Source organism: Paraflavitalea soli (assembly GCF_003555545.1).
Classification (GTDB): Bacteria; Bacteroidota; Bacteroidia; order Chitinophagales; family Chitinophagaceae; genus Paraflavitalea; species Paraflavitalea soli.
Genome location: NZ_CP032157.1, coordinates 8,120,877 through 8,144,198 on the forward strand (window position 1 = coordinate 8,120,877; position 23,322 = coordinate 8,144,198).

Here is a 23,322-nt window from a genome sequence, read left to right on the forward strand (position 1 = left end):
TACAGCCCTGAAACTCAGGGCTGTCGCATGTTTGAACGATATATGTCAAATCGCAGCCTGCGGACTTTCCTACCTTGCCAGTAAAAATACGGTTTTAACATTTCGATCACTTCTACGCTTGATCCGTTGCTAAAATGGCACCATCTTTGACTTCATCCGATCCGTACAGCAACCTTAAAAGTTCAACTTATGAAAAACGCGATCAAAGTCCTGTTAGTCCTCATCGTGCCCGTAATGGTAGCTACATCCTGTAAGAAAGACGTGAGTGAGAATGATCCCGGGAAGCCCACTGGTGGTAGTGGCACAAAGCCTCCTGTAGAGAACGCTTATAACAATGTAGTGGAAACGAAACCACCCGTTCAGAAGGGGATCACCATAAATGTGAATGGCAATATCGGAGGCTATCAGCAAGCCCTGCCTGCACTCTATGATAGTACCACCAAGCGATACCCTTTATTGGTATTCATTCATGGTATTGGAGAGCTGGGTGATGGCTCTACTCAATTGTACAACGCAGCCAATGTAGGGGTAGCCAGGCTTATCAAAGACAAGAAGTTTCCGCCCAACTTTGTTGTCAACAGCAAGAACTTTTCTTTCATCGTCATATCACCACAGATCAAAAAGTGGGATTATACTACCGTGGCAAAAGATGTGAACGATATGATCACTTTCGCCATCAACAAATACAGGATCGATACTACCCGTATCTATGTGAGTGGTTTGAGTATGGGCGGCGGATATACCTGGGATTATGCAGGCACCTATGCCAGCCGGATAGCAGCCATAGCGCCTATATGTGGAGCATCAGGTCCTAATGATAGCAAGGTCAAAACCATCGCCAATGCCAAGCTGCCCGTTTGGGCCTTTCACAACGATGATGATGGTACTGTGGCTTCCAGCAATTCAAAAAACTGGGTAAGTAAGATCAATGCCCTGAATCCTCCCACCAAGGCCAGGCTTACTTTATGGCCTACCGGTGGACACGATGCCTGGACAAAAGCAACCAGTCCTGCTTATAAGGAAAATAACATGAATATGTACGAGTGGATGTTGCAGTATACCAGGATCAAATAAGCTGAATCCCTGACCATTTAATCAATAAATGTTCTAATCAATTGACCTCGGAAAACGCAATGGCGCAGTGTAAAGATATATTGTTAGGGCTCTGATAATGTATTCAAACACTGCGCCTTATTTTTTATGTCAGCCTGAGTCCCGCGGAGCGGGATAAACTCTGTCGAAGGGCTGTCGAAGCCTCCTCGTTGCCTCAATGCCTTGCTGCCTCGTTGCCTTTCCTAAAACTCAAACTTTGCTTCTTTATCCGGATAATTGAGCCGGGTGCTCTTCCGGGTACCGCCTACGGTAACATGCATCAGGTTCAGTTGCTTATCGTAGATCTCGTAAAGAATGCTATTATTGATTTCTACTTTCTTCGGCACGGCGGGTACAGCTGCCTGGAAATAACTCCAGACCGCATCATTTTCCCGCTCAAACCCTACAAATTCCAGCGCCACATCCTTTCCGTCCAGTTTTACCAGCAGCCGTTTACGCACATATTCCGACACCAGCCTGTCTGCTTCCGCTTTGTCTTTGGGGTTAAACAGGTCTACCTTCTTATTGTAAACCGTAGCCAGGGTTTTCTCAAAATCGTCCGTAAATATCTTACAGCTTATTTCCAGGGTTTTATCTGCCGCATTGTGGTTGAATTCCGTAACGCTGACATAAAGGGGATGCAGGTCGGCAGGGGAGGAGGGCTGGCTGGCCGGTCCGGTAAACAGGCTTCCACAGAGAATTAACCATTTATAGAGGTGTAGCACCATTAACATCATAAATTTTTCTGTTACAAATCTCTTAATTATTTTGGTACCCGCTTGGGCCTATGCAAGATTTTACATTTTATTTTCAACTTGGCATTGAACACATCCTTACCCTGGATGCGATGGACCACATCCTGTTTGTGACAGCCCTCTGTCTGAGGTACCTGTGGCAGGATTGGAGAAAGGTGGTGATCCTGGTTACGGCTTTTACTATCGGGCACTCTATTACACTGGCATTGAGCGCATTGAACTATGTGCATTTTTCAACAGCCTGGATTGAGTTCCTCATACCCCTTACCATTGCAGCTACCTGTGTCAACAATATCATGCAATCGGGCACCACAAAGCCAAAGCGCCTGCCATTGATCTATTTCTTTGCTTTGTTCTTTGGATTGATACATGGGCTGGCATTTGCCGGGCAGTTCCTGAGCCTGGAGGGAAAGGAAGGGCTGGTTTCACACCTGCTGGCCTTTAACCTGGGTATTGAAGCCGCGCAGCTGTTCGTGGTAGTGGTCATTTTGTTCCTGTCCTGGGTAATTGTACAGCTGTTAAAGATTTCCAGGATAAGCTGGCTGCGTGCAGCATCCGCCATCATCCTGGTATTTTCACTGATTTGGGCATATCAAAGATTTCCGCATAATAAAAACACACATGATGAGAAAATCACTGCTCGTGGGAGCAGCCTTCGCAGGTTTGTTTAGTGTGGCCAATGGTCAGAATATACAAAACAACCCCGGCTCCAACCACGGTAATAAATTTGAACAACTGGGTACCATTCTGCCAACGCCCAATGAGTACCGCACTGCCAGCGGAGCCCCCGGCCCCAAGTACTGGCAGCAAAAAGCTGACTATGACATTAAATGTGAGCTGGATGAGGCCAACCTCAAACTCACCGGCAGCGAGTTGATCACCTACTTTAATAACTCGCCCAACACATTGAACTATCTCTGGTTGCAGATGGACGAAAACGAGCACAGCTCCGTCAACAATGCCAACTACCAGAACAGCAGGACCATGGGCACCCAGTTGAATACAGCGGCCATCGACCAACTGGAAGAAAGCAGGGGCGACAATGGCTATGGCTTCAACATCACCAAAATGGTAGACGCCCTGGGCAAACCCATGAAGTACACCATCAACAAGACCATGATGCGTGTAGAACTGGCTGCCCCCCTCAAGCCAGGACAGAAATTTGCTTTCACCATCAATTGGAATTACAAGATCTCCGACCGCATGAAAATGGGCGGCCGGGGTGGTTATGAATATTTCCCCGAGGATGGCAATCACCTCTTTACCATGGCACAGTGGTATCCCCGCCTTTGCGTATACAGCGATGTGGTAGGTTGGCAAAACCACCAGTTTACAGGTAGGGGAGAGTTTGCCCTCACTTTTGGCAACTTTAAAGTGCAAATGACAGTACCGGCCGATCACGTAGTAGGTGGTACCGGCGAATGCCAGAACTATGCACAGGTGTTATCACCTGCTCAGCTGGGCCGCTGGACAAAAGCACAAACTTCCAAAGAGCCGGTAGAAGTAGTGACCATCGAAGAAGCGAAGAAAGCAGAAGGTCAGAAAAGCACCAGCAAGAAGACCTGGATCTTCAAAGCCGATAATGTACGTGACTTTGCCTGGACAGCTTCCCGCAAATTTGTATGGGATGCCATGCCTACCTATGTAGAAGGCAAGAAAGTAATGTGCATGAGCTTTTACGGAAAAGAAGCTTACGGCTTGTACCGCAAGTTTTCTACCAAGGCGGTGGCACATACCATCCGCAGCTATTCCAAATTCACCATTCCTTATCCTTACCCTGTAGCACAGAGTATTGAAGCCGCCAATGGTATGGAATACCCGATGATCTGCTTCAACTATGGCCGTACTGAAAAAGACGGTTCTTATACAGAAGCTACCAAATACGGTATGCTGGGTGTTATCATCCATGAAGTAGGCCACAACTTCTTCCCCATGATCATCAACAGCGATGAGCGCCAGTGGAGCTGGATGGACGAAGGGTTGAACTCTTTCGTGGAGTACCTCACAGAAGAACTCTACGACAATAAGTTCCCCATCCGTGGTAAAGGACCAGCCTGGGCCATCGTAGATTATATGCGTTTGCCCAAGAATCAGCTCGAGCCCATCATGTCCAATTCTGAGAACATCGTTGGTTTTGGTCCCAATGCCTATACCAAGCCCGCTACCGGACTGAACATGCTGCGCGAGACCATCATGGGCCGCGACCTGTTTGATTATGCCTTCAAAGAATATGCACGCCGCTGGGCTTTCAAACATCCCGAGCCTGCCGATCTGTTCCGCACCCTCGAAGATGCTTCCGGTGAAGACCTCGATTGGTTCTGGAGAGGATGGTTCTTTGGTACCGATGCCTGCGATATCGCCCTGGATACCGTTAAGTATTTCAAAGCAGATATTACCTACAATCCTCCCCCCGCAAAAGAAGGAGCTACCATGACCAGAAAGCTGGAAAAGCCCATGACCTCTACTTTTGATACCGATGTTTCCAAGCAGCGCAACCGCGATGACAAGAACATTCAGTTCCTGACCGATCAGGATACCACCCTGCGTGATTTCTACTGGCGTTATGCCCGTGGTTTGGAACCATACGATACCACTACCTATACAGTGCCTGTAAACTCTGGCAGCGGAATAGAAGGAGCCGATGAGGCTGCCAAGCAAAAAGCTGCCGGCAAACATTTCTATGAGCTTACTTTCAGCAACAAAGGTGGCCTGGTAATGCCCATCATTGTAGAATGGACCTTTAAAGATGGCACCAAAGAGGTAGACCGCATACCTGCACAAGTTTGGCGCCTCAACGAAACAAAAGTGATCAAGACTTTCATGAAGGACAAAGAAGTGGAATCAATAAAACTCGATCCCAATCGTGAAACCGCTGATATCAATGAAAGCAACAATAGCTGGGGTACCATCGCAGCGCCTTCCAAGTTTACCGTGTTTAAACAAAAACAAGGTGTTCGTGGACAATCTTCAGGTATCAATCCCATGCAGAAAGCCGAAGAAAAGAAAAAAGCATTCTAAGCTTATTAATAAAGTTTCCTGTATAACGCCACGCTCACAGCGTGGCGTTTTTTGTTACATGTCAGTCTGTCGAAGGCGTCGAAAGGGTGGGTCGCCCTTGAAGGGCGGCTCACCCGGTCTAAAGGAGCCTCGCCGAAGCCGTCTTGCCCAGGCATAAAAAAAATCGCCAGCGCACAGGGCATTGGCGATTGGTCAGTTATATTGTATAATGCTAATGACAGGCTTTGAGTAACATACCGAAGAGGGCAAATACAAAGGGAATCACCCAAACGATCAAATTGCTTCTGCTCATGGTGTTGGTTTTATAATGGTTTAAAGTAATGTAAAGGTACGACACCCTGGCTTGCCTTGCTAACCGTTTATCCCGGTTTCCGGCAAATCATTATGGTTCTTTTTTGTCATGTGTTTTGGGCGGGTTCTCAGCTTTCTTCTTGCGCCCGCTATCTTTTAAAGCCTGATCAATAATCCATTCCAGCTGACCATTCACACTACGAAACTCATCCCCGGCCCACTTTTCCAGCGATTTGAAGGTTTCTTCATCTATCCGTAGTACAAAGTTTTTCTTACTACTCACTGCCAATAGATTTTATTAATTGGGTTTTATTTCGATTCTACCATCACTGGTTTGATCTGTTCAAGCGTGTATTGAAAAGCGGATAATTTTTGTGTACCAATATAAACCCTTTTCCCGTCAACAAGTTCAAACAGTATCCCACGATTACCATCTATCGTATGTACCTTTCCAAAATCCCTGTTGGAATGATAGCCGTATTTTAAGTAAGGATATTTCTTTACTGTGATCTTGTCTATCTGTTCCCAGCTCAATCGGGTATACCGTTTCCGGTAGGGGCGCCAGCGATAGAAAATACCATCCTCCGTTACTACCGTTTCCAGCTTCGTAATATAGAAGGCAGTCATATTAATACACGAAATACCTGCTATCAGTGCAATGGTAAGGAATGCTTCCTGCCAGGAAATGTTCTTGTCCTGCGGTAACAGTACCGATACCAATGCCAGCGGTATCACCGATCCGCTGATCATGATGGCCCACAACCAGACCTGTCTGAATTGCTGGGCTTCCCTGAACAATATCTTGCCTGTTGGCTTCCACACTTTCATCCCTGCTGATTATTGGTACAGCGTGCCTGTGTTCAGAATCGGTTGCGCACCTCTTTCACCACACAATACCACCATCAGGTTGCTCACCATCGCGGCTTTTTTCTCTTCATCCAGCGTTACTATGCCTTTGCGCGAAAGCTGCTCCAATGCCATTTCCACCATACCTACCGCTCCTTCCACGATCTTGGTACGGGCAGCTACAATGGCCGTTGCCTGTTGGCGTTGCAGCATGGCGCCTGCTATTTCTGCCGCATAGGCAAGGTGACTGATGCGTGCTTCCTTTACCAATATGCCGGCTGGCGCCAGGCGCTCATTCAATTCATTCTCCAGCATTTCATTCACCTTCTCACCACCATCACGCAGCGTGATCGCGGCCGTTTCATCTTCCATATGATCATAAGCATATGTGGTGGCCAGGTGACGTACCGCTGCCTCGCTTTGCACCTTTACATAATGATCATAATTCTCTACTTCAAAAGCTGCTTTATACGTATCACTCACCTGCCATACGATCACCGCCGCAATTTCAATGGGATTGCCCATCTTATCGTTGACCTTCAGTTTGGCGCTCTCCAGGTTTTCAGAGCGTAAGGATATCTTTTGTTTTTTGTACAGCGGATTCACAAACAGCAATCCGTTTTCTTTCACCGTGCCTACATACTTTCCGAAGAATGTCAATACCCGGGAGTGATTAGGGCTGATAACAATAATGCCCATCGACAGGTATAGGCTGGCCAGGAAAGCCAGTACGCCATATAGCGCAAAGCTGGTATGCTCCCTGCTCGAAGCAAAGAGGAATATGGTGCCAATAAATAGTATGAGGGAAAGTAGCAATGCCAGGAAGCCTGACATGGGTTTAATGATCTTTTGCATACAACGTAGTGTTTTGGGTTGATATCAATATGATATCAAATCTACATCATTTCCCCTTTTCTCCAACCCCAATGGGTACAAACGGGAAACTTTCCACTACAAGCGGAAACCACCAGGTCACCCGGTGGGAAGATAGTATGCTCACAAGGTCATTGAAAAACAGGGTAATAGACCTTAATTCCCTGTGCTGCCGTCGCGGAATCTTACTTTCTTTTTGCCGGCATTCTTTTTCTCGAAGTCCAGCACTTCCTTGGGCTTGGTCACTTCTTTTTTAGCCGTGGGTGTTGCAGTCGTGGCCTTTTTATCCAGCTCACCGAGCGTGTAGCTTTCCGTGCGGGCAAGTTCGCCCGTTTCCGGATCATAGTATTTCCAGGTGCCGTGGCGCAGGGAGGCGCCCTCATTTTTAACGATCACCGTACGGTAAGTATCCAGCTTATCAGGATCTTCAATAAGTAACGTGTCGAACTGTTTATCCGGATTGAGGGCCTTCCACTTTTGCTCCAGCCGCAGCTCTCCATGTTTGCTGTAATAACGGCATACACTGTCCTTCAATCCCCATTTGTAAAATTCCACTCCTACCAGGTCGCCCTGCAGGCTAAACAGGCGCCATTCCCCATCCTTGCGGTTGTGCACATACCAGCCTTCCTCTTCAAAGCCAGGCTCACCCCTTACCGTTTCAAAACGGTTCACCCAGGGCCCCTGCTTACGCCCGATCACATCAATGCGGTTCAGCGTGTCACCATTTGCATTCAGCTTATAATCCTTCCACTGCGAAAAAGCATTCACAGAAAAAAACAACAGTATAAAGGTTATCCAACGCATACCTTGAAAATTTATCAATACGAAGCAGGAAAAAGACCGACAATAATAACGCCAAAGTTCCCCCTTTCATTGCAAATAAAAGCATAAAGAACAGTCCGGAAGTCAGGTAGTCCGAAAGTCCGAAAGCAATACAAATCGCAGGACTTTCCATCCTCCGGACTTTCCCGTCTTCGCGACTTATCGTCTTGCTGACTTTCTGACTTCCCGACTCTCTTAATCCATTGAATCACTGGACAATGTGCCTCTTTCAGTCATTCAATAATTGACCTTACTTATTGAAGATTGTCTATCTATTTCGGGCAATTATTAAGATATTATTAGTCAAATCCTCATTTCCATGAGGAATCATCAATCCAATTTTGGGGATACTTTCAATGAGAATATTTCGGAAATTTGCGCCCCATGAGCCACACATCACGTATTTATTTCGACAATGCGGCCACCACCTCCCTCGATCCGCAGGTATTGGAAGCCATGATGCCCTACCTAACCGAAAAGTTTGGCAATCCCTCTTCCATCTATTCTTATGGTCGCGAGACCAGGCTGGCGATTGAAACAGCCCGTAAATCCGTGGCTAAAATATTGAATGCTCATCCGGCAGAGATCTTCTTTACATCCGGCGGAACAGAAAGCTCCAATACAGCCATCAATGCCGCCGTACATGATCTAGGCTGCCGTCACATCATTACTTCCCCCATCGAGCACCACGCCACCCTGCATACTGTAGAAAACCTCTATCACCGTGGGGAAGTGGCCCTCAGCTATGTAAAGCTCCTGCCCAATGGTCACGTTGACCTGGAAGACCTGGAGCAACTACTGGCGGGTTGTGACGACAAATGCCTCGTCACCCTCATGCATGCCAACAACGAAATTGGTAATATACTCGATATACATGCCGTAGGCGAAATCTGCAAAAAGTACGGCGCCGTATTTCATTCCGACACCGTTCAGACCGTAGGCCATTTTCCCTTCGACCTGCGCAATACACCGGTACATTTCATCACCGCCGCCGGACACAAATTCCATGGACCCAAAGGCGTGGGCATCTTATATGTGAATGAGAATGTAAAGATCAAACCCCATATCCATGGCGGCTCACAGGAGCGCAACATGCGCGCCGGCACCGAAAACCTGTATGGTATTGTAGGTTTTGCCAAAGCTTTGGAGTTGGCTACTGAACAATATGAAGCCGACAGCGCCTATATCAAAGGCCTTAAGCTGTACATGATGGAACAGGTGAAAAAGCAGATCAAGGGCGCCGCCTTCAATGGCGATACCCTGGGCAAAAGCCTGTATACCGTATTGAGCATATCCTTTCCCAAGACCGAGAAATCCGAAATGATCCTGTTCAACCTCGATATCAACAATATCTGCGCCAGCGGCGGCAGCGCCTGTACCAGCGGCGCCGACCAGGGTTCACATGTCATCCGGGCTGTCAACAACAACCCTAACCAGATCACCGTTCGCTTCTCTTTCAGTAAGCACAACACCAAAGAGGAAATTGACCTCGTGATCGGTAAGCTGAAAGAGATCATTTAACAATTTAGACTTTAATACTGCTCATATTAAGTACAAGAGGGGCCCATTTTATCAATGGCGCCCCTTTTGCTTTGCATGATCAGCTTTCTCCAAAATCACTTAACTTCCTCCCCAAATTAGTATACATGACGCCTGTGTTCTGCCGGATGCTTGTTGTAACCTGCCTCATGGCTTCCTTTCTCTCTTCCTGCAAACTGATGCCCAAAGAAGAAGAAAAAAAGCCCGCAGCCCCAAAGGATACCACTGTTATTGCAGGTCCGGATTGGGTCAAACAATCTAATGTATATGAGGTCAATGTAAGGCAGTATACACCTGAAGGCACTTTCAAGGCTTTTGCCACCTCCCTGCCAAGGCTCAAAAAAATGGGGGTCGACATACTCTGGTTCATGCCCGTTACACCCATCAGCAAAACAGATCGCAAGGGTACCCTCGGCAGCTATTATGCCGTAGCTGATTACAAAGCTATCAACCCTGAGTTTGGCACCATGGCCGATTTCAAACAACTGGTGCAACAGGCCCACGACAGTGGCTTTAAGGTGGTGGTAGATTGGGTGGCCAACCATACCGGCGCCGACCATCCCTGGCTTACCCAACATCCTGATTTCTACAACCGCGATAGTACTGGGAAAGCCAAATATGTGTTCGACTGGACTGATACCCGCGACCTCAACTTCGACAACAAAGAGATGCGCGATAGCATGATCGCTGCCATGAAGTATTGGCTGCAGGAAACCAATATCGATGGTTTCCGTTGCGATGTGGCCGGTGAAGTGCCCACCGATTTCTGGAAAGCCTGCATTCAGCAGCTGCGCAAGGTGAAGAAGGTGTTTATGCTGGCAGAGGGTGATAAAGGCGAATTGCACACCGCCGGTTTCGATGCCAGCTATCCCTGGGACATGTTCCAGACCATGAAGAAAGTAGCAGCCGGTGAGCGCAATGCCTTATCCCTTGATTCGGTGCTCATGCGCCAGGACAGTACCTTCCCGGCAGGCGCCATCCGTCTATACTTCACCAGCAACCACGATGAGAACAGCTGGAACAAAAGTGACTTCGGCACCTTTCCCGGAGCAAAACATGCGCCCTTTGCCGTACTCACCCAAACCATGCGCGCCAGCCTGCCCCTCATCTATGGTGGACAGGAAGAGCCCGTTATACGTGCCATCTCTTTCTTTGAAAAAGACAATATCGGTTTTAAGAATTATGCCCGTGCGCCTTTTTATACCACCTTACTCAACCTGCGCAAGCGCAATACAGCCCTCGCCACCGATGCGGCCTTCCGCAAAGTATCTGTAGGCGATGACAAAGCCCTCTATGCCTATGTACGTGAAAAAGGAAAGGACAAAGTACTTGTGATCCTCAACCTCAGCAATAAAGAACAAACTATTACCATTAAAGACAGTACCCTCACAGGTACACCCATGAACCTGTTCTTGGGAGCCAAAGAGCCCTTTACGTTAAATCATTCTTTCAATATTGAACCCTGGGGATACATTGTTTGTGAGTACTAAACCTGCACAACATATCATTGGAGTAGATATCGGAACTACCAATACCAAGGCCATCGCCTTTACGGTGGAAGGTACCGTAATAGCGCAGGCCAGTATTACCTATATGCCGCTTGTAACCGCTGCTGAAGAACATGAACTCGATGTAGAGATATTGTTCAATGCCGTGGTACAAACCATCCAACAGGTAACCGCTCAAACCGGCAGTTCCTTCCTGTTGGGTATCGCTTTCAGCAGCGCCATGCACAGCCTGCTGGCAGTAGACCAGGCAGGAAAACCTTTGACCAACCTGATCACCTGGGCCGACCTGCGCAGTAGCGATCAGGCTGCCCGGTTAAAAGAGAGTGATGCCGGCAAACTCATCTACCAACGCACCGGCACACCCATACATCCTATGTCGCCCCTGTGCAAGCTGCTTTGGATGAAAGAGCAGCGGCCGGATATATTTGCGGCAGCCCATAAATTCATAGGCATTAAAGAACTGGTCTTTTTCCGCTTCTTTGGTCAATACCTCATCGATCATTCCATCGCCTCTGCCACCGGTTTATTTGATATCTATGATGTCGATTGGAACAAAGAAGCATTGTTGGTAACAGGTCTTAGTGCTGACCGGTTGTCAACCCCTGTTAGCCCTACCCATATTGTTACCGGCATCAGCGCAGCTTATGCAACCATGTTGGGCATCGGCCAGGATACTCCTTTTATACCGGGCGCCAGCGATGGCTGCCTGGCCAACGTAGGCAGTGGGGCCATGCAGCCGGGCGATGTATCGCTCACCATTGGTACCAGCGGCGCCGTGCGCATGATGGCCCATCAGCCACAGCATGATGTAAAAGAAAGGATCTTCAATTATATACTTACAGAGCAGTGGTATGTTTCCGGCGGTCCTATCAACAATGGAGCCGTATTGCTGAAATGGTATGCGGAGCATTTCCTGCACCGGACTTTCCACCATACAGAAGATTTTGAATGGTTTCTGCAGCAGGCTTCCGAGGTCCCTGCCGGAGCCGAAGGGCTTGTCTTTCTGCCCTATGTACAAGGGGAGCGCGCCCCGGTATGGGATGCCGCCGCCAAAGGCGTATTCTTTGGCATTCACGCCCGCCATACACAGGCACATTTTATGCGCGCCATTGTAGAAGGGATTAACTTTGCTTTGTACCAGGTAACCCAATCCCTGGAAGAGACCATTGGCCCTGTTACCAATATCTATGCCAGCGGAGGCTTTACAAAGTCCCCGCATTGGCTGCAATGGATGGCCGATCTCTTTGGTAAGAAGATCATTGTTTCGTCTGCAGCCGATGCATCCGCTACCGGTGCTGCTATCCTGGGGTTAAAGGCAATAGGAAAGATCGACGACCTGCACTTTCGGGCAAAGACCACTCAACCTGGTGAACATTTCCTGCCCCATGAACAACAGCGCGAAGCTTATTTGCACAACTACCGCATCTATGCCATGTTGTACGATAGATTGAAAGACGTATTTCATAGTTGATCCCTGACCTTTCCTATCTCGCGTTCGTGTTTCGTTCCCTGGTGTTCACGTCAGACGTTTCACCTTTCACGTCCGACACCTCACGTCCCCATCACCTCATTTGGTGGTTTCCTGGTAACCTTATTTGTTAGAACTTGCGCGTAGCTACTGTGTGCTGAATAACAACCTTTAAATCAAATCAACATGAGCCAGCTCGTAATGACGAAGAACCGTGTACAATCAATTGACATCCTGCGGGGTATTGTGATGATCATTATGGCGCTCGATCATGTGCGCGACTTCTTCCACGTCCAGGCCTTTCAAAGCGATCCCATAGATCCGGCTACTACAACCCCTATTTTATATCTTACCCGCTGGATCACCCACCTTTGTGCGCCTGCCTTTGTTTTCCTGGCAGGCACCTCCTCTTACCTGGTGGGCCTGCGCAGATCAAAGGCTGCCTTGAGTGCTTTCCTGATCAAAAGGGGCTTATGGCTCATCCTGGCCGAAGTGTTGATCGTAACCCTGGGCTGGACCTTTAACCCCCTGTACAACCTGTTGATCATCCAGGTCATCTGGGCCATTGGTATCAGCATGGTCATACTTGGACTCCTGGTACGCCTTCCGCTAACAGCTATATTTATTATTGGATTGGTGATCGTACTGGGCCACAATTTAATGGACTATCCCGAAGCAGCCCACGCGGCAAAGCACCAGCCACTGGGCTTCTGGTGGGACCTGGTGCATGGGGCCCGCTTTTCCTATTATCCTTATGCATCCAGTCGCGGTGTCTTAATTGTATATCCATTTTTACCCTGGACAGGTCTCATGCTGTTGGGCTATTGTGCAGGTAAATTCTTTGCACCTGATTATCCCGTTGCCCAAAGGAAGAAGGTATTGCTGTATACCGGTCTTGGTTTGATTGCAGGTTTCTTTGTACTCCGGTTCATCAATGCATATGGCGATCCTGTTCCCTGGACCACCCAGACTACTGCTGTCAGAACCGTTTTTTCCTTCTTCAATGTAAATAAATATCCGCCTTCGATCATGTACATGGCGATCACCATTGGCATAGCCATGATCGCATTGGTGGCATTGGAGCAGATTAAAAATCCCGTAACGGAGTTTGCGAAAGTATTCGGGCAGGTGCCCTTCTTTTACTATGTCTTGCATTTCTTCCTCATACACACATTAACCGTCATCACTTTCTACTTACAGGGATATGGTACAAAAGACATTGTATCACTCCAGGTGCCTTTCCTGTTCAGGCCAGTGGACTTTGGATTTCCCTTATGGGGAGTATACTTAGTATGGGTTGCGGTCATCTTCTTATTGTACCCTGTGTGTAAACGATATAACGCTTACAAGAGCACCCATCGTCAGTGGTGGCTTAGTTATGTGTAAAATAGAACCCCGGGGTCTTCCAGTTCACCCAACACTGATCTTCTTTTTATACACCATTTCACTGCCGGAAAACAGTTGTAGAAGATAAGTGCCGGGCGTGAGTTTATCTGATTCCAGCGGAAAACTCACCATTTGCCCGGGCTGCAACAGACCTGTTTTTTGTTCATACAACTTGCGGCCTGCAAGGCTTTGCAAAGTGATACTGGTATTGTCCAGCTGCTTGTTGGTTTGTACAAATAACCAGTTGATCTTGTCAATGATGGTTGGGTAGATCCTGATAGGCAAAGTAACGCTTTTAAAAAATTCACAATCGGTATAAAAAGCAATAGTCATTCGTGCTGATAAAGATCAGCAGGATACTTTTTTAAATGGTTTGGTAAGGAAAGGCTGGGGTACGTTACGGATGCTTAGAACAAGGTGTAAGTCTTATAGGACTATTCAAACGGGCACATATTATTCTTTATTGCGTTATTGTGCGTGCCCACCTTGTTTTTGATAATTGTTAATAGAGGAGTGATGGGCGGTTATTTGACCTTGTTTTTGATCTCCTGCAATTTCAGCAGTGCTTCTACAGGCGTCAGCCGGTTGATGTCGATCCCATCCAGCACTTTGCGGATATCATCAAAGGTTTCGCTGTGCGCATCAAAGATCGATAGCTGGAACTTGGGTGCTGAGATATTCTTGACTGCTTGCCCAATGTTGGAACTCTGAGGAGTATTGTCATCCACATGCTTTTCTTCCAGCTGGTGTAGTATTTCATTGGCCCGCTGAAGCAGGGCAGGGGGCATCCCGGCCATTTTGGCCACATGGATACCAAAGCTATGTGTGCTGCCGCCAGGCGCCAGCTTACGCAGGAAAACGATCTTATTGCCTACTTCTTTATTCGTAACATGGAAATTCCGCACGCGCGGCAGTTTATTCTCCAGTTCATTCAACTCATGGTAGTGCGTAGCAAACAAGGTCTTGGGGGCATAACCCGCATTGTGCAGGTATTCCGCAATACTCCAGGCAATCGAGATACCATCATAGGTAGAAGTACCCCGGCCTATTTCATCCAGCAGGATCAGGCTGCGTGCCGTGAAATTATTGATGATGCTGGCCGTTTCATTCATTTCCACCATGAAGGTCGATTCGCCGCCGCTCAGGTTGTCCGAAGCGCCCACCCGGGTAAATATCTTATCCGTTAAAGGAACTTTAGCTGCATCAGCCGGCACGAAACTGCCCATATGCGCCATCAATGTAATGAGCGCCGTTTGCCGCAGGATGGCGCTCTTACCACTCATATTGGGACCCGTAAGGATAATGATCTGCTGCGAAGCCTGGTCCAGGAAAATATCATTGGCGATATAGGGGTCGCCCGGCAGCAGGTTGCGCTCGATCACCGGGTGACGGCTTTCTTTGAATTCCAGTTCATGCCCTTCATGCAGCAGGGGTTTTTTATAGTTGTACCGCAGTGCATTGTCCGCAAAGCATACCAGGCAGTCCATCACCGCCAGTATATGCCCGTTTGTTTGCATGGGTGCTATATATTCTTGCAGTTGCAGCAGCAGCTTATCATACAATTCAGCCTCAATGGCCATGATCTTCTCTTCTGCGCCTGTGATCTTCTCCTCGTATTCTTTCAGTTCCGGTGTAATATACCTTTCCGCATTGGCCAGCGTTTGCTTCCGAATCCAGGAAGTCGGTACTTTATTCTTATGAGAATTGGTAACCTCCAGGTAATAGCCAAATACATTGTTGAAGCCGATCTTCAGGGAGGAGATACCTGTGGCCTCAGCTTCTTTCTGTTGCAATTCTACCAGGTATTCCTTTCCGCCAGTCGCTATTTTGCGGAGTGTATCCAGTTCCCCATGTACCCCTTCCTTAATAGCGCCACCTTTGGCCACTGCTACCGGCGGGTTTTCCATGATCGTTTGAAGAATGGCATCATGGATCTCCCGGCAGGGGTTTAGTAAACCCGTCAGCTGCTGCAGGTATTGATCGCTCACCCCTGCGCACAGTTCTTTTACCTCCAGCACATGTTGCAATCCCCGCGCTATCTGCATTACTTCCCTTGGGTTGATCTTCTTCACCGGTATCTTGCTCACCAGCCTTTCCACATCACCACATTGTTTGATGTGATGACTGACCTTGTTTCTCAACTCCACTTCTTTGATGAAGAACTCCACCAGGTCCAGCCGTTCATTGATACGGGCAGCATCTTTCAATGGCAGCAGTATCCATCTTTTCAATAGGCGGGCTCCCATAGGGGAGACCGTATTGTCCAGCACCTTGTGCAGCGTATTGCCCGCCTCACCACTGCCTGTGCCCGTAAGCTCCAGGTTGCGGATCGTAAAACGGTCCATCCACAGGTAATCTTCCCGGTCAATGCGTTGTATCGAAGTAATATGTTGCAGGTTCGGATGTTCCGTATCCTTCAGGTAGTGCAGCACAGCACCGGCAGCTATAATTGCTGCGGGCATATCCTCCACGCCATAACCTTTCAGTGAGCGTGCGTCGAAATGTTTTACCAGGCTTTCTGTGGCGTAAGCTGCATCAAAGATCCAGCTCTCCATCGTGTAAGTATAGAACCGACTGCCGAAAGTCTCTTTGAAATGTTTCTGGTAACTACGCTGGAAAATAACCTCGGCAGGTTTCAGCGTTTGCAGGAGCTTGTCGATGTATTCCTGGTTGCCCTGGGCTACATAGAATTCACCCGTGGAGATATCAAGAAAAGCGATACCCGATTGGTCATCTGTAAAGTGGATACCCGCCAGGAAGTTATTGCTGTTGTGCTCCAGCAGCTTGTCGTTGGTAGCCACACCGGGTGTTACCATTTCCGTTACACCCCGTTTTACAATACCCTTGGCTTGTTTGGGATCTTCCAACTGATCGCAGATAGCTACCCGGTAGCCTGCCTTCACCAGCTTATGCAGGTAGGTATCCATGGCATGATGAGGAAAACCGGCCAGTTCCGAAGCGCCGGAGGCCGCCCCATTATTCCGTTTGGTCAGCGTGATACCCAGCACCTGGGCTGCAATAATTGCATCCCCGCCGAAGGTTTCATAGAAATCACCTACACGGAACAACAAAATAGCATCAGGATATCTTTGTTTGATGGCCTTATGCTGCTGCATTAAGGGAGTGTCTTCGCCTGCTTTTGCCATGGGGGGCAAATATAAAGGCTTTGCCACCCTTAATGAAAACCACCCCTGCCAATGTGGAGAACTCGTTAATTAATTGGGAGTTAAGCCGTCCTCTACCCGAATGCCAGGCGTAGAATGCTAGCCAAAATCACAAAAAATGGGTAATTGCTAACCTGTCAGCAACTACCCATTCAGCGTTTATTATTATCGAAGCAAACGTTTGCACGATTGCCGATTCACGACGCTACTTCAGCGCAAACACCACCTGCATTTCATACCGCAGCTTCATCTTCTTGAAGTCAACACCTGCTTCACCGCCGGCTGCACTATCCATCGCCATATTCGAAACCGCTTGCCTGTATTGATACACCGGCTCAAAAGGCATGGCATCGCCTGGTTCTGTGATCGTTACTGCCGCGCCTACCTGCTCATCAATCGCAGCTGCCAGGTAATTGGCTTTCTCTTTGGCCGCTTTAATGGCCTGGATCTTCAGTTGTTTACGGAACTCCTGTATCTTACTGTGCGAGGTTCTGGCAATCCTGAAGTTCTGTGTCGCTTCATCATCCAGTTTCTCTACCAGCTCATCCATCTTTTTACTGTTCGTAAACTTTACCTGGTAGGTAATAGAAGCCTGCAGGTCTTCTTTCTTTTTCCTCTTTTTGATCCAGGGATTGCCATTGTCGCCATCATAAGCAGCAATCGTTATTACTGAATCAGCCAGGCCAATGCTCCGGCAATTATTCAGGAAGTCGGTCTTGATCTTCTCCAGGTTGATCTTACCGCTACCTTTCTTGTCATACTCTTTCAGGTCCACCAATACATAGATCTCATCAGGCACAATCTCCATCTCAGCCGCACCATTTACAGTAATTGTTTTCGGGAACGGATTAACGGCTGTTGATTGCGAAAACCCGGTGAGGGATGTCAATGCAATTAAACAGACTGGGATAAACTTTTTCATACACTTATTTTTTATATAGATGTAGGATCAAAAGCAATTACATAACGTTGCAGCCGTTATCAATAAACATACGTTTTTATTAACATTTCCTTAATTTCGATCCATCTTTAAAATGCAAGGTCCATGAGCTCGTTTCGGGAAAGACTCAAACATATCCATATCGTGCGTAAGATCATTTACGCCATTGTAGGAGTGTTCTCCTATCCTGGTTTAGTGATCTTTAATAAGCTGAAGATCACCGGCACAGAACACATCAAAAACCTTCCCCGGAAAAATGTATTGTTTATAAGCAATCACCAAACCTACTTTGCCGATGTGATCACCTTCCTCCATATCTTTTGTGCAGTAAAATGGAGAAAGCAAAACAGGCTCGGTGTTCCTTATTATCTGCTCAATCCATTTACCAATGTATATTATGTAGCAGCAGAAGAAACCATGCAGGCTACCTGGATCAGCCGCCTGTTTACCATGGCCGGTGCTATTACTGTAAAAAGGACCTGGCGGCCCGAAGGTACAGAGACCCGTAAAGGATTGGACCCTTCTGATACCCGCAAGATCGCCCGTGCACTGGAGAACAATTGGATCATAACCTTCCCCCAGGGCACTACCAAGCCATTTGCACCTGGCCGTAAAGGCACTGCCCTCATCATTAAGATGACAAAACCCATTGTGGTACCTGTGGTGATCAATGGTTTCTGGCGCGCTTTCGATAAAAAGGGATTGCGTTTTAAGAAGAAAGGCACTTTACTCACCGTGCGTATTAAAGAACCCCTGCAAGTAGATTATGAAGCACCCTCCGAAGTGATCCTCGACCAACTTATGGAAGCTATCGAACAAAGTAAATCCTGGATGTTGAAAGGAGCACACCATAGGACCAAACTCAAAGCAGAATAGGAGTTTTCTAACCTCTTTTTCTTGCTCGTAGCTCACAGCTCGTAGCCATTGCTGTCCGGTAAAAAATCAGACTGGTAAATATTTCCCTGATATTTGGGGCTTACAGGGCAAAAATGAACGTTTTAGTATTTGCAGGCCCCCTATGTGTCAAACAACAGGGGGCCTTTGTTTTCTATGCTTAGGTGCTTTAGCCTTCGTAAAAGTGACTTCTCCGGTGATCGAAGAAAGGATTTAAGGTCCATGTAGGTCATCAGGTGTATCCGTACAAGGGCAACCATATTTGAGAATGACATAGCAGATCTGCAGCCCTGTCTGATCACCTTTAAAAGCAGGTCCGCTATCAAGACGCACCATATTTGTATCTTAATGGCATTAGCATTATCGCCCAGAAAATACTGTAAAGGATAATTTTGCTTGATCCGCTTGAAGAACGTTTCGATTTGCCAGCGCTGGCGGTAATAGTTGGCAATGGTCAATGGATCCAGCTCTGTATTGTTAGTGAGGAACTGATATTGTTTTTGGGTGCCGGGATCTATATAAGTGATCAATCGGGCGGGGACCTGCACAGCCTTTTTTAAGTAGGTGTATCCCAGCATGATCAAATGATCATCCTGAACACCCAACTGTTGCTGATCGACACTTACCAGCCGTTGCTCAAGCACCTGGTAAACTGAACGACTGTATAGACGGGTGACGAAGGTCACTTCATCGCCGATAAAGCGGTTGTAGGTCCGATAATCACAATATCCCTTATCAAAAACTATTACTGATCCTTTGGCAAGCTGTACCTCTTTAAGGAAGGTAACATCGCTTTGGGCAGCAGGACTATAACGGATCATTACAGGGGTGTCCCGCTCACTATGCAACAGTGTATGAACTTTGATACCTCCTTTACGTCTGCCATCCTTGCAGGACAGACCGGATGCCTTTAATATCTCCTGAAACAGCGCAATGCTGGTTGAATCAAAAATATAAAGGTTACCCTGCTTGTTTTGCTGCCGGCTGTCCGGTAAAATACGCTCATAGCGAGCCAGCAGATCGAAGTAGATCTTTTCAAATACCTTCTCACTACGTCGTTTATTGGCGTCAGAAAGCGTGCTTCTGCGGGGATGGGCCTTCAGACCCAGATGACAAATGCGTTGTTCCCAGGCTAACAGGCCGGTAGTCACCTCGCGTAATGAATCACAGCGATTTAAAATCGCGTACAGCATGGTCACCAGGTGCTCATAGGTCCCGAATGATTTACAATAACGATCGGCATTACAGGAGCGGCCAAGTGCCTTCACTCGTCCACGGGATATGTGAGAAAGAATCTGATTAAAGATCGGCTGTCCGGTAAAAAAATTACCTTTACTCATCGGTTATTTTTTGGTGTGGTAACTTAAAAATACCGACGGGAGGCTGAAAAGCCTCTTTTTTATGTCTAACTCGTACCTTTTACCGGACACTAATGGCTCGTAGCTCGCAGCTTGTATTTACAATTGAAAAAGCGCCTTCAGCTCCGTAGCATCCGAAGGCTTCATCTTACCGCCCAGGATCAGCCGCAGCTGCCTTCTGCGCAAAGCACTTTCAAAGAGGTCTTTCTCTTCTTCTGTTTCAGGAACCAGTTGGGGAACAGGGCGGGAGCGTCCATTGGGGTCCAGCGCCACAAATGTATAGTAGGCTTCATTGCTTTTGTAGCGGTATTGTTGAATGGCGTCTTCTCCCCATACTTTCATATGTACTTCCATCGAGGAGTTGAACGCGCGGGATACCTTGGCTTCTATATGCACCACATTGCCCAGCTTAATAGGATTCTCAAAGGAGATATTGTCCACTGATGCCGTCACTACAGGAGCCGCACAATGCTTCATCGCAGCCAGCGCCGCCGCTATATCCATCCAGTACATCAGGCGGCCACCCATCAGGTTGCCAAACGTGTTCGTGTCGTTGGGCAATACCAGTTCCGTCATCACTACGTACGATTCCTTGGCTGTCTTTGCTTTTTGGCTCATGCTGCAAATTTGCGCAAATATAAGTCCGAAAGTCAGTAAAGTCGGAAAAGTCCGTAAGACTGAGCACTACAAGCGTTTTCAGATAAGTGTATTGCTTCCGGACTTTCGGTCTTTCCGTCTTCCGGACTATACCGTAGCTTTTTCACAGCCTTCCAGGAACCCATTGTCTGCATCAGCGCCAATACCCGCTGCCTGCGGCACTTCAAGGAAGAAGCCATGATAGCGTATACCCCCTGTTACCGGGTCCGTTTTATGTCCCAGCATACAGGTATCCATATCGTAGAAAACAACATTGTCGTGTGCCAGCGCAAAATGCCCAAAGGCTGTAAGCGCTACCCGGCTTTCCAGCATACCACCCATCATACAAGGGATATTATTATCTGCACACACTTGATTGATCCGGATCGCTTCCGCAATACCGCCCGATTTGGCAAATTTGATGTTCACATAATCACAGGCATCCGCAGCGATCAATCGTGCCGCATCATGATGATCAAATACGCTTTCATCCGCCATGATCTTAATGGGCGACTGCTTCCTTAAAGCCGGTAAATGATGGTCATTCCAATGCCGCATCGGCTGTTCGCAGAATTGTATATTGTATTGTCCCAACGCAGTGAGTGCATATTGCGCATCTTCGTAGCTCCAGCCCTGGTTGGCATCTATGCGCAGCAAGGTGCTGTCGCCCGCTGCCTGCCGTATCTGCCTTATCCGTTCCACATCTTCTTTGGCATTTTTACCCAGCTTTACTTTGATGATCCGTACCCCCCGTTGAACAAAATCAGCCGCAGAAGCTGCCATGTTTTCCGGTGTATCAATACCGATCGTAAGATCCGTTTCCAGTTCTTTTGCTGCGCCGCCCAGGTATTGGTACAAGGGAATACCGGCCTGCTTGGCCGCCAGGTCATACAGGGCCATATCAAAAGCACTCTTGATCGTGCTGTTGAAGGCCGTAAATGCATCCAGTTCCTGCAACCTGTCTTCCATCGCACCCGCATCCTTACCCTTCCAGAGCGCCGCAAAGTCTTTGGCCATTTCAAAGCAGGTAGCCTGCGTTTCCCCCGCGATCATGGGAAACGCCGAACATTCGCCCACCCCATACATACCCGCATCCGTATGCACGCGGATAAAGGTATTTTGGGCAAAATGCATGGTGCCCGTGGCGATCGTAAACGGATGCATGGGGATGCTGAACTTCCAGATATCGGTATGTGTAATTGTCATAGCGGGCCAAAGTAAAGACATTTCCCTGATCCTGAATTCCCCGTGGCCCGATTCTTTCCGTGCAACCGGTTGAATATTACCAAACCTGCGTTTTACTACGGGTATCAACGACTTATGCATACTTGTTTTCTAAAAAAATGGCTGATTGGTGCAGCATTCTTACAGCCTGAAATTTAATTATCCTGAAATCTTCCCTTACTTTTGCGCCTAACATTCGTTAGCAAATATGGATAATCCTCACCCCGTTATTTCATTTGACAATACAGAATACGCCTTTGCTTATAAAACAGACCAGGAACTGAAGAAAGCCAATTTCCTCTTTTCCAGTATGGGATATGGTTCCCTGGTCAAACTGGGCACCCGGTTTACCCCCTGGGCCATCCGCGTGGGCCTGCCCATTAAAGGACTTATCCGCAATACCATTTTCAAACAGTTTGTAGGTGGTGAAACCCTCGAAGAGACAGCCCGCGTAGCCAACAGATTGGAGCAGTTTGGCGTGCAGGTCATCCTGGATTATGGGGTGGAAGGCAAGGAAGGCGAGGAGAACTTTGACCATGCCTGCGAAGAGTTTATCCGTGTCATCAACTATGCAGCAACCCAGCACAATATGCCTTTCATGAGCATTAAGGTAACCGGTTTTGCCCGTTTTGCCCTGCTTGAAAAGCTCGATGCAGCGGCCACCGGTAAAAGTGGATACGAAGGGACCGTGCATACTGAAGTGCTCAACGAAGAAGAAAAAGCCGAATGGCAAAGAGTGGTGGCCCGTATGCACAAGATCATCAGTGCCGCTGCCTCCAAAAATATAGGCGTGCTGGTAGATGCAGAAGAAACCTGGATACAGGACCCTGTAGATGCATTGACCATGCAGATGATGGAATTGTACAACCTCGAAAAAGTAACCGTTTTCAATACCATTCAATTGTATCGGCACGACAGGCTGGCTTTTCTCCACGATAGTTTCCGGCAAGCCGAAGCTAAAAGGTTTATCCTGGGCGCCAAGCTGGTGCGGGGCGCTTATATGGAGAAAGAAAGAAAGCGCGCCGAAGAAAAAGGATATCCTTCACCTATTCAACCCGGCAAGGAAGCCAGTGACCGCGATTACAACAGTGCTGTGGAGTTCTGTATTGAGCATCTTGATAAGATATCCCTCATAGTAGCTTCCCACAATGAATACAGCAGCCTGCGTGCTGCCGGATTGCTCGACAAAAAAGGATTGCCCCACAACCATCCCCATATACATTTTTCCCAGTTGTATGGCATGAGCGATAACATCACTTTCAACCTCGCGAAAGCAGGATTGTCTGTGAGCAAATACCTGCCTTTCGGTCCTATAGATGATGTAATTCCTTACCTCATGCGTCGTGCACAGGAAAACTCCTCCGTGTCCGGGCAAACCGGCCGTGAGCTTGGGCTGATCAAAAAAGAACTGAAAAGACGGAAGGTTTCATAAACCGGCTGTAATACCCATAAAAGAAAAAGCTGTAGCACCGTCGGGTACTACAGCTTTTTTAATGTTTTGAAGGAGA

The 23,322-nt window shown here is 47.8% G+C and carries 20 protein-coding genes; 9 read left to right on the top strand and 11 right to left on the bottom strand.

The window, feature by feature from the left end; translation table 11 throughout:
• The first annotated feature begins 189 nt into the window (after nt 1-189).
• Nucleotides 190-1,074 carry a carboxylesterase family protein gene (locus D3H65_RS31380; RefSeq protein ID WP_119054100.1) on the top strand — a complete coding sequence of 295 codons (885 nt, stop codon included), beginning with the start codon at nt 190-192 and terminating at the stop codon, nt 1,072-1,074.
• 221 nt (nt 1,075-1,295) lie between these two features.
• Here the strand turns inward: D3H65_RS31380 and D3H65_RS31385 are convergent, their stop codons facing one another.
• Nucleotides 1,296-1,820, bottom strand: coding sequence for a DUF6702 family protein (locus D3H65_RS31385; protein WP_119054101.1), 525 nt, complete (start codon nt 1,818-1,820; stop codon nt 1,296-1,298).
• A 59-nt stretch (nt 1,821-1,879) separates the two neighbouring features.
• On the opposite strand from D3H65_RS31385, the gene D3H65_RS31390 reads away from it, so the two are divergent.
• Both D3H65_RS31390 and D3H65_RS31395 read left to right on the top strand, forming a co-directional pair.
• A complete protein-coding gene (locus D3H65_RS31390; RefSeq protein ID WP_119054102.1) occupies nt 1,880-2,518 on the top strand; it encodes a HupE/UreJ family protein in 639 nt (212 codons plus the stop codon).
• Complete coding sequence (locus D3H65_RS31395) at nt 2,469-4,865, top strand: M1 family metallopeptidase (RefSeq protein WP_162915899.1); 2,397 nt, start codon at nt 2,469-2,471, stop codon at nt 4,863-4,865. Before D3H65_RS31390 ends, D3H65_RS31395 begins: the two co-directional genes overlap by 50 nt.
• 382 nt (nt 4,866-5,247) lie before the next feature.
• Here the strand turns inward: D3H65_RS31395 and D3H65_RS31400 are convergent, their stop codons facing one another.
• The 4 genes from D3H65_RS31400 to D3H65_RS31415 all read right to left on the bottom strand — a co-directional run bounded on the left by D3H65_RS31400 (nt 5,248) and on the right by D3H65_RS31415 (nt 7,679).
• Complete coding sequence (locus D3H65_RS31400; RefSeq protein WP_119054723.1) at nt 5,248-5,439, bottom strand: Arc family DNA-binding protein; 192 nt, start codon at nt 5,437-5,439, stop codon at nt 5,248-5,250.
• A gap of 26 nt (nt 5,440-5,465) precedes the next feature.
• Complete coding sequence (locus D3H65_RS31405) at nt 5,466-5,984, bottom strand: hypothetical protein (protein ID WP_119054104.1); 519 nt, start codon at nt 5,982-5,984, stop codon at nt 5,466-5,468.
• A 9-nt stretch (nt 5,985-5,993) separates the two neighbouring features.
• On the bottom strand, nt 5,994-6,857 hold the full coding sequence (locus tag D3H65_RS31410; RefSeq protein WP_119054105.1) for an SPFH domain-containing protein: 864 nt from the start codon (nt 6,855-6,857) through the stop codon (nt 5,994-5,996).
• A gap of 174 nt (nt 6,858-7,031) precedes the next feature.
• Complete coding sequence (locus D3H65_RS31415; protein ID WP_119054106.1) at nt 7,032-7,679, bottom strand: toxin-antitoxin system YwqK family antitoxin; 648 nt, start codon at nt 7,677-7,679, stop codon at nt 7,032-7,034.
• Between the two features lie 402 nt (nt 7,680-8,081).
• On the opposite strand from D3H65_RS31415, the gene D3H65_RS31420 reads away from it, so the two are divergent.
• The 4 genes from D3H65_RS31420 (at nt 8,082) to D3H65_RS31435 (ending at nt 13,598) form a co-directional block, all read left to right on the top strand.
• Entirely contained in the window at nt 8,082-9,218 is a 1,137-nt protein-coding gene (locus tag D3H65_RS31420) for a cysteine desulfurase family protein (RefSeq protein WP_119054107.1), read from the top strand.
• A 125-nt stretch (nt 9,219-9,343) separates the two neighbouring features.
• Complete coding sequence (locus D3H65_RS31425) at nt 9,344-10,726, top strand: alpha-amylase family glycosyl hydrolase (RefSeq protein WP_119054108.1); 1,383 nt, start codon at nt 9,344-9,346, stop codon at nt 10,724-10,726.
• Nucleotides 10,716-12,215 carry a gluconokinase gene (locus D3H65_RS31430; protein ID WP_119054724.1) on the top strand — a complete coding sequence of 500 codons (1,500 nt, stop codon included), beginning with the start codon at nt 10,716-10,718 and terminating at the stop codon, nt 12,213-12,215. Before D3H65_RS31425 ends, D3H65_RS31430 begins: the two co-directional genes overlap by 11 nt.
• 183 nt (nt 12,216-12,398) lie before the next feature.
• Nucleotides 12,399-13,598, top strand: a complete 1,200-nt coding sequence (locus D3H65_RS31435) for a DUF1624 domain-containing protein (protein WP_119054109.1) — start codon at nt 12,399-12,401, stop codon at nt 13,596-13,598.
• Between the two features lie 24 nt (nt 13,599-13,622).
• On the opposite strand, the gene D3H65_RS31440 is transcribed toward D3H65_RS31435, so the two are convergent.
• From D3H65_RS31440 to D3H65_RS31450, 3 genes are all read right to left on the bottom strand, one after another.
• Entirely contained in the window at nt 13,623-13,883 is a 261-nt protein-coding gene (locus D3H65_RS31440; protein WP_162915900.1) for a hypothetical protein, read from the bottom strand.
• A 239-nt stretch (nt 13,884-14,122) separates the two neighbouring features.
• Entirely contained in the window at nt 14,123-16,744 is a 2,622-nt protein-coding gene (mutS, locus tag D3H65_RS31445) for a DNA mismatch repair protein MutS (RefSeq protein ID WP_119054111.1), read from the bottom strand.
• Between the two features lie 223 nt (nt 16,745-16,967).
• Nucleotides 16,968-17,684 carry an SIMPL domain-containing protein gene (locus D3H65_RS31450; protein ID WP_119054112.1) on the bottom strand — a complete coding sequence of 239 codons (717 nt, stop codon included), beginning with the start codon at nt 17,682-17,684 and terminating at the stop codon, nt 16,968-16,970.
• Nucleotides 17,685-17,807: 123 nt separating this feature from the next.
• On the opposite strand from D3H65_RS31450, the gene D3H65_RS31455 reads away from it, so the two are divergent.
• Nucleotides 17,808-18,578 (top strand): lysophospholipid acyltransferase family protein, encoded by a 771-nt coding sequence (locus tag D3H65_RS31455; protein WP_119054113.1) that lies wholly within the window; start codon nt 17,808-17,810, stop codon nt 18,576-18,578.
• 140 nt (nt 18,579-18,718) lie between these two features.
• Here the strand turns inward: D3H65_RS31455 and D3H65_RS31460 are convergent, their stop codons facing one another.
• From D3H65_RS31460 to D3H65_RS31470, 3 genes are all read right to left on the bottom strand, one after another.
• Complete coding sequence (locus tag D3H65_RS31460) at nt 18,719-19,936, bottom strand: IS4 family transposase (RefSeq protein WP_119054114.1); 1,218 nt, start codon at nt 19,934-19,936, stop codon at nt 18,719-18,721.
• Nucleotides 19,937-20,053: 117 nt separating this feature from the next.
• Entirely contained in the window at nt 20,054-20,572 is a 519-nt protein-coding gene (locus D3H65_RS31465) for an acyl-CoA thioesterase (RefSeq protein ID WP_119054115.1), read from the bottom strand.
• A 126-nt stretch (nt 20,573-20,698) separates the two neighbouring features.
• The gene (locus tag D3H65_RS31470; protein WP_245999633.1) at nt 20,699-21,916 is read right to left on the bottom strand and encodes a mandelate racemase/muconate lactonizing enzyme family protein; all 1,218 of its coding nucleotides are present in this window, start codon (nt 21,914-21,916) and stop codon (nt 20,699-20,701) included.
• A gap of 106 nt (nt 21,917-22,022) precedes the next feature.
• Here D3H65_RS31470 and D3H65_RS31475 point away from each other — a divergent pair, with 106 nt between their 5' ends.
• Nucleotides 22,023-23,246 carry a proline dehydrogenase family protein gene (locus D3H65_RS31475; RefSeq protein WP_119054116.1) on the top strand — a complete coding sequence of 408 codons (1,224 nt, stop codon included), beginning with the start codon at nt 22,023-22,025 and terminating at the stop codon, nt 23,244-23,246.
• Nucleotides 23,247-23,322 lie beyond the last annotated feature (76 nt).

Bases quoted from the DNA above. Each gene is read 5' to 3' on its own strand.
- D3H65_RS31380 (WP_119054100.1), top strand. From the start codon at position 190: ATGAAAAACGCGATCAAAGTCCTGTTAGTCCTCATCGTGCCCGTAATG.
- D3H65_RS31455 (WP_119054113.1), top strand. From the start codon at position 17,808: ATGAGCTCGTTTCGGGAAAGACTCAAACATATCCATATCGTGCGTAAG.
- D3H65_RS31385 (WP_119054101.1), bottom strand. From the start codon at position 1,820: ATGGTGCTACACCTCTATAAATGGTTAATTCTCTGTGGAAGCCTGTTT.
- D3H65_RS31460 (WP_119054114.1), bottom strand. From the start codon at position 19,936: ATGAGTAAAGGTAATTTTTTTACCGGACAGCCGATCTTTAATCAGATT.
- D3H65_RS31475 (WP_119054116.1), top strand. From the start codon at position 22,023: ATGGATAATCCTCACCCCGTTATTTCATTTGACAATACAGAATACGCC.
- D3H65_RS31465 (WP_119054115.1), bottom strand. From the start codon at position 20,572: ATGAGCCAAAAAGCAAAGACAGCCAAGGAATCGTACGTAGTGATGACG.
- D3H65_RS31395 (WP_162915899.1), top strand. From the start codon at position 2,469: ATGATGAGAAAATCACTGCTCGTGGGAGCAGCCTTCGCAGGTTTGTTT.
- D3H65_RS31435 (WP_119054109.1), top strand. From the start codon at position 12,399: ATGAGCCAGCTCGTAATGACGAAGAACCGTGTACAATCAATTGACATC.
- D3H65_RS31450 (WP_119054112.1), bottom strand. From the start codon at position 17,684: ATGAAAAAGTTTATCCCAGTCTGTTTAATTGCATTGACATCCCTCACC.
- D3H65_RS31420 (WP_119054107.1), top strand. From the start codon at position 8,082: ATGAGCCACACATCACGTATTTATTTCGACAATGCGGCCACCACCTCC.
- D3H65_RS31425 (WP_119054108.1), top strand. From the start codon at position 9,344: ATGACGCCTGTGTTCTGCCGGATGCTTGTTGTAACCTGCCTCATGGCT.
- D3H65_RS31410 (WP_119054105.1), bottom strand. From the start codon at position 6,857: ATGCAAAAGATCATTAAACCCATGTCAGGCTTCCTGGCATTGCTACTT.
- mutS (WP_119054111.1), bottom strand. From the start codon at position 16,744: ATGGCAAAAGCAGGCGAAGACACTCCCTTAATGCAGCAGCATAAGGCC.
- D3H65_RS31415 (WP_119054106.1), bottom strand. From the start codon at position 7,679: ATGCGTTGGATAACCTTTATACTGTTGTTTTTTTCTGTGAATGCTTTT.
- D3H65_RS31405 (WP_119054104.1), bottom strand. From the start codon at position 5,984: ATGAAAGTGTGGAAGCCAACAGGCAAGATATTGTTCAGGGAAGCCCAG.
- D3H65_RS31390 (WP_119054102.1), top strand. From the start codon at position 1,880: ATGCAAGATTTTACATTTTATTTTCAACTTGGCATTGAACACATCCTT.
- D3H65_RS31470 (WP_245999633.1), bottom strand. From the start codon at position 21,916: ATGCATAAGTCGTTGATACCCGTAGTAAAACGCAGGTTTGGTAATATT.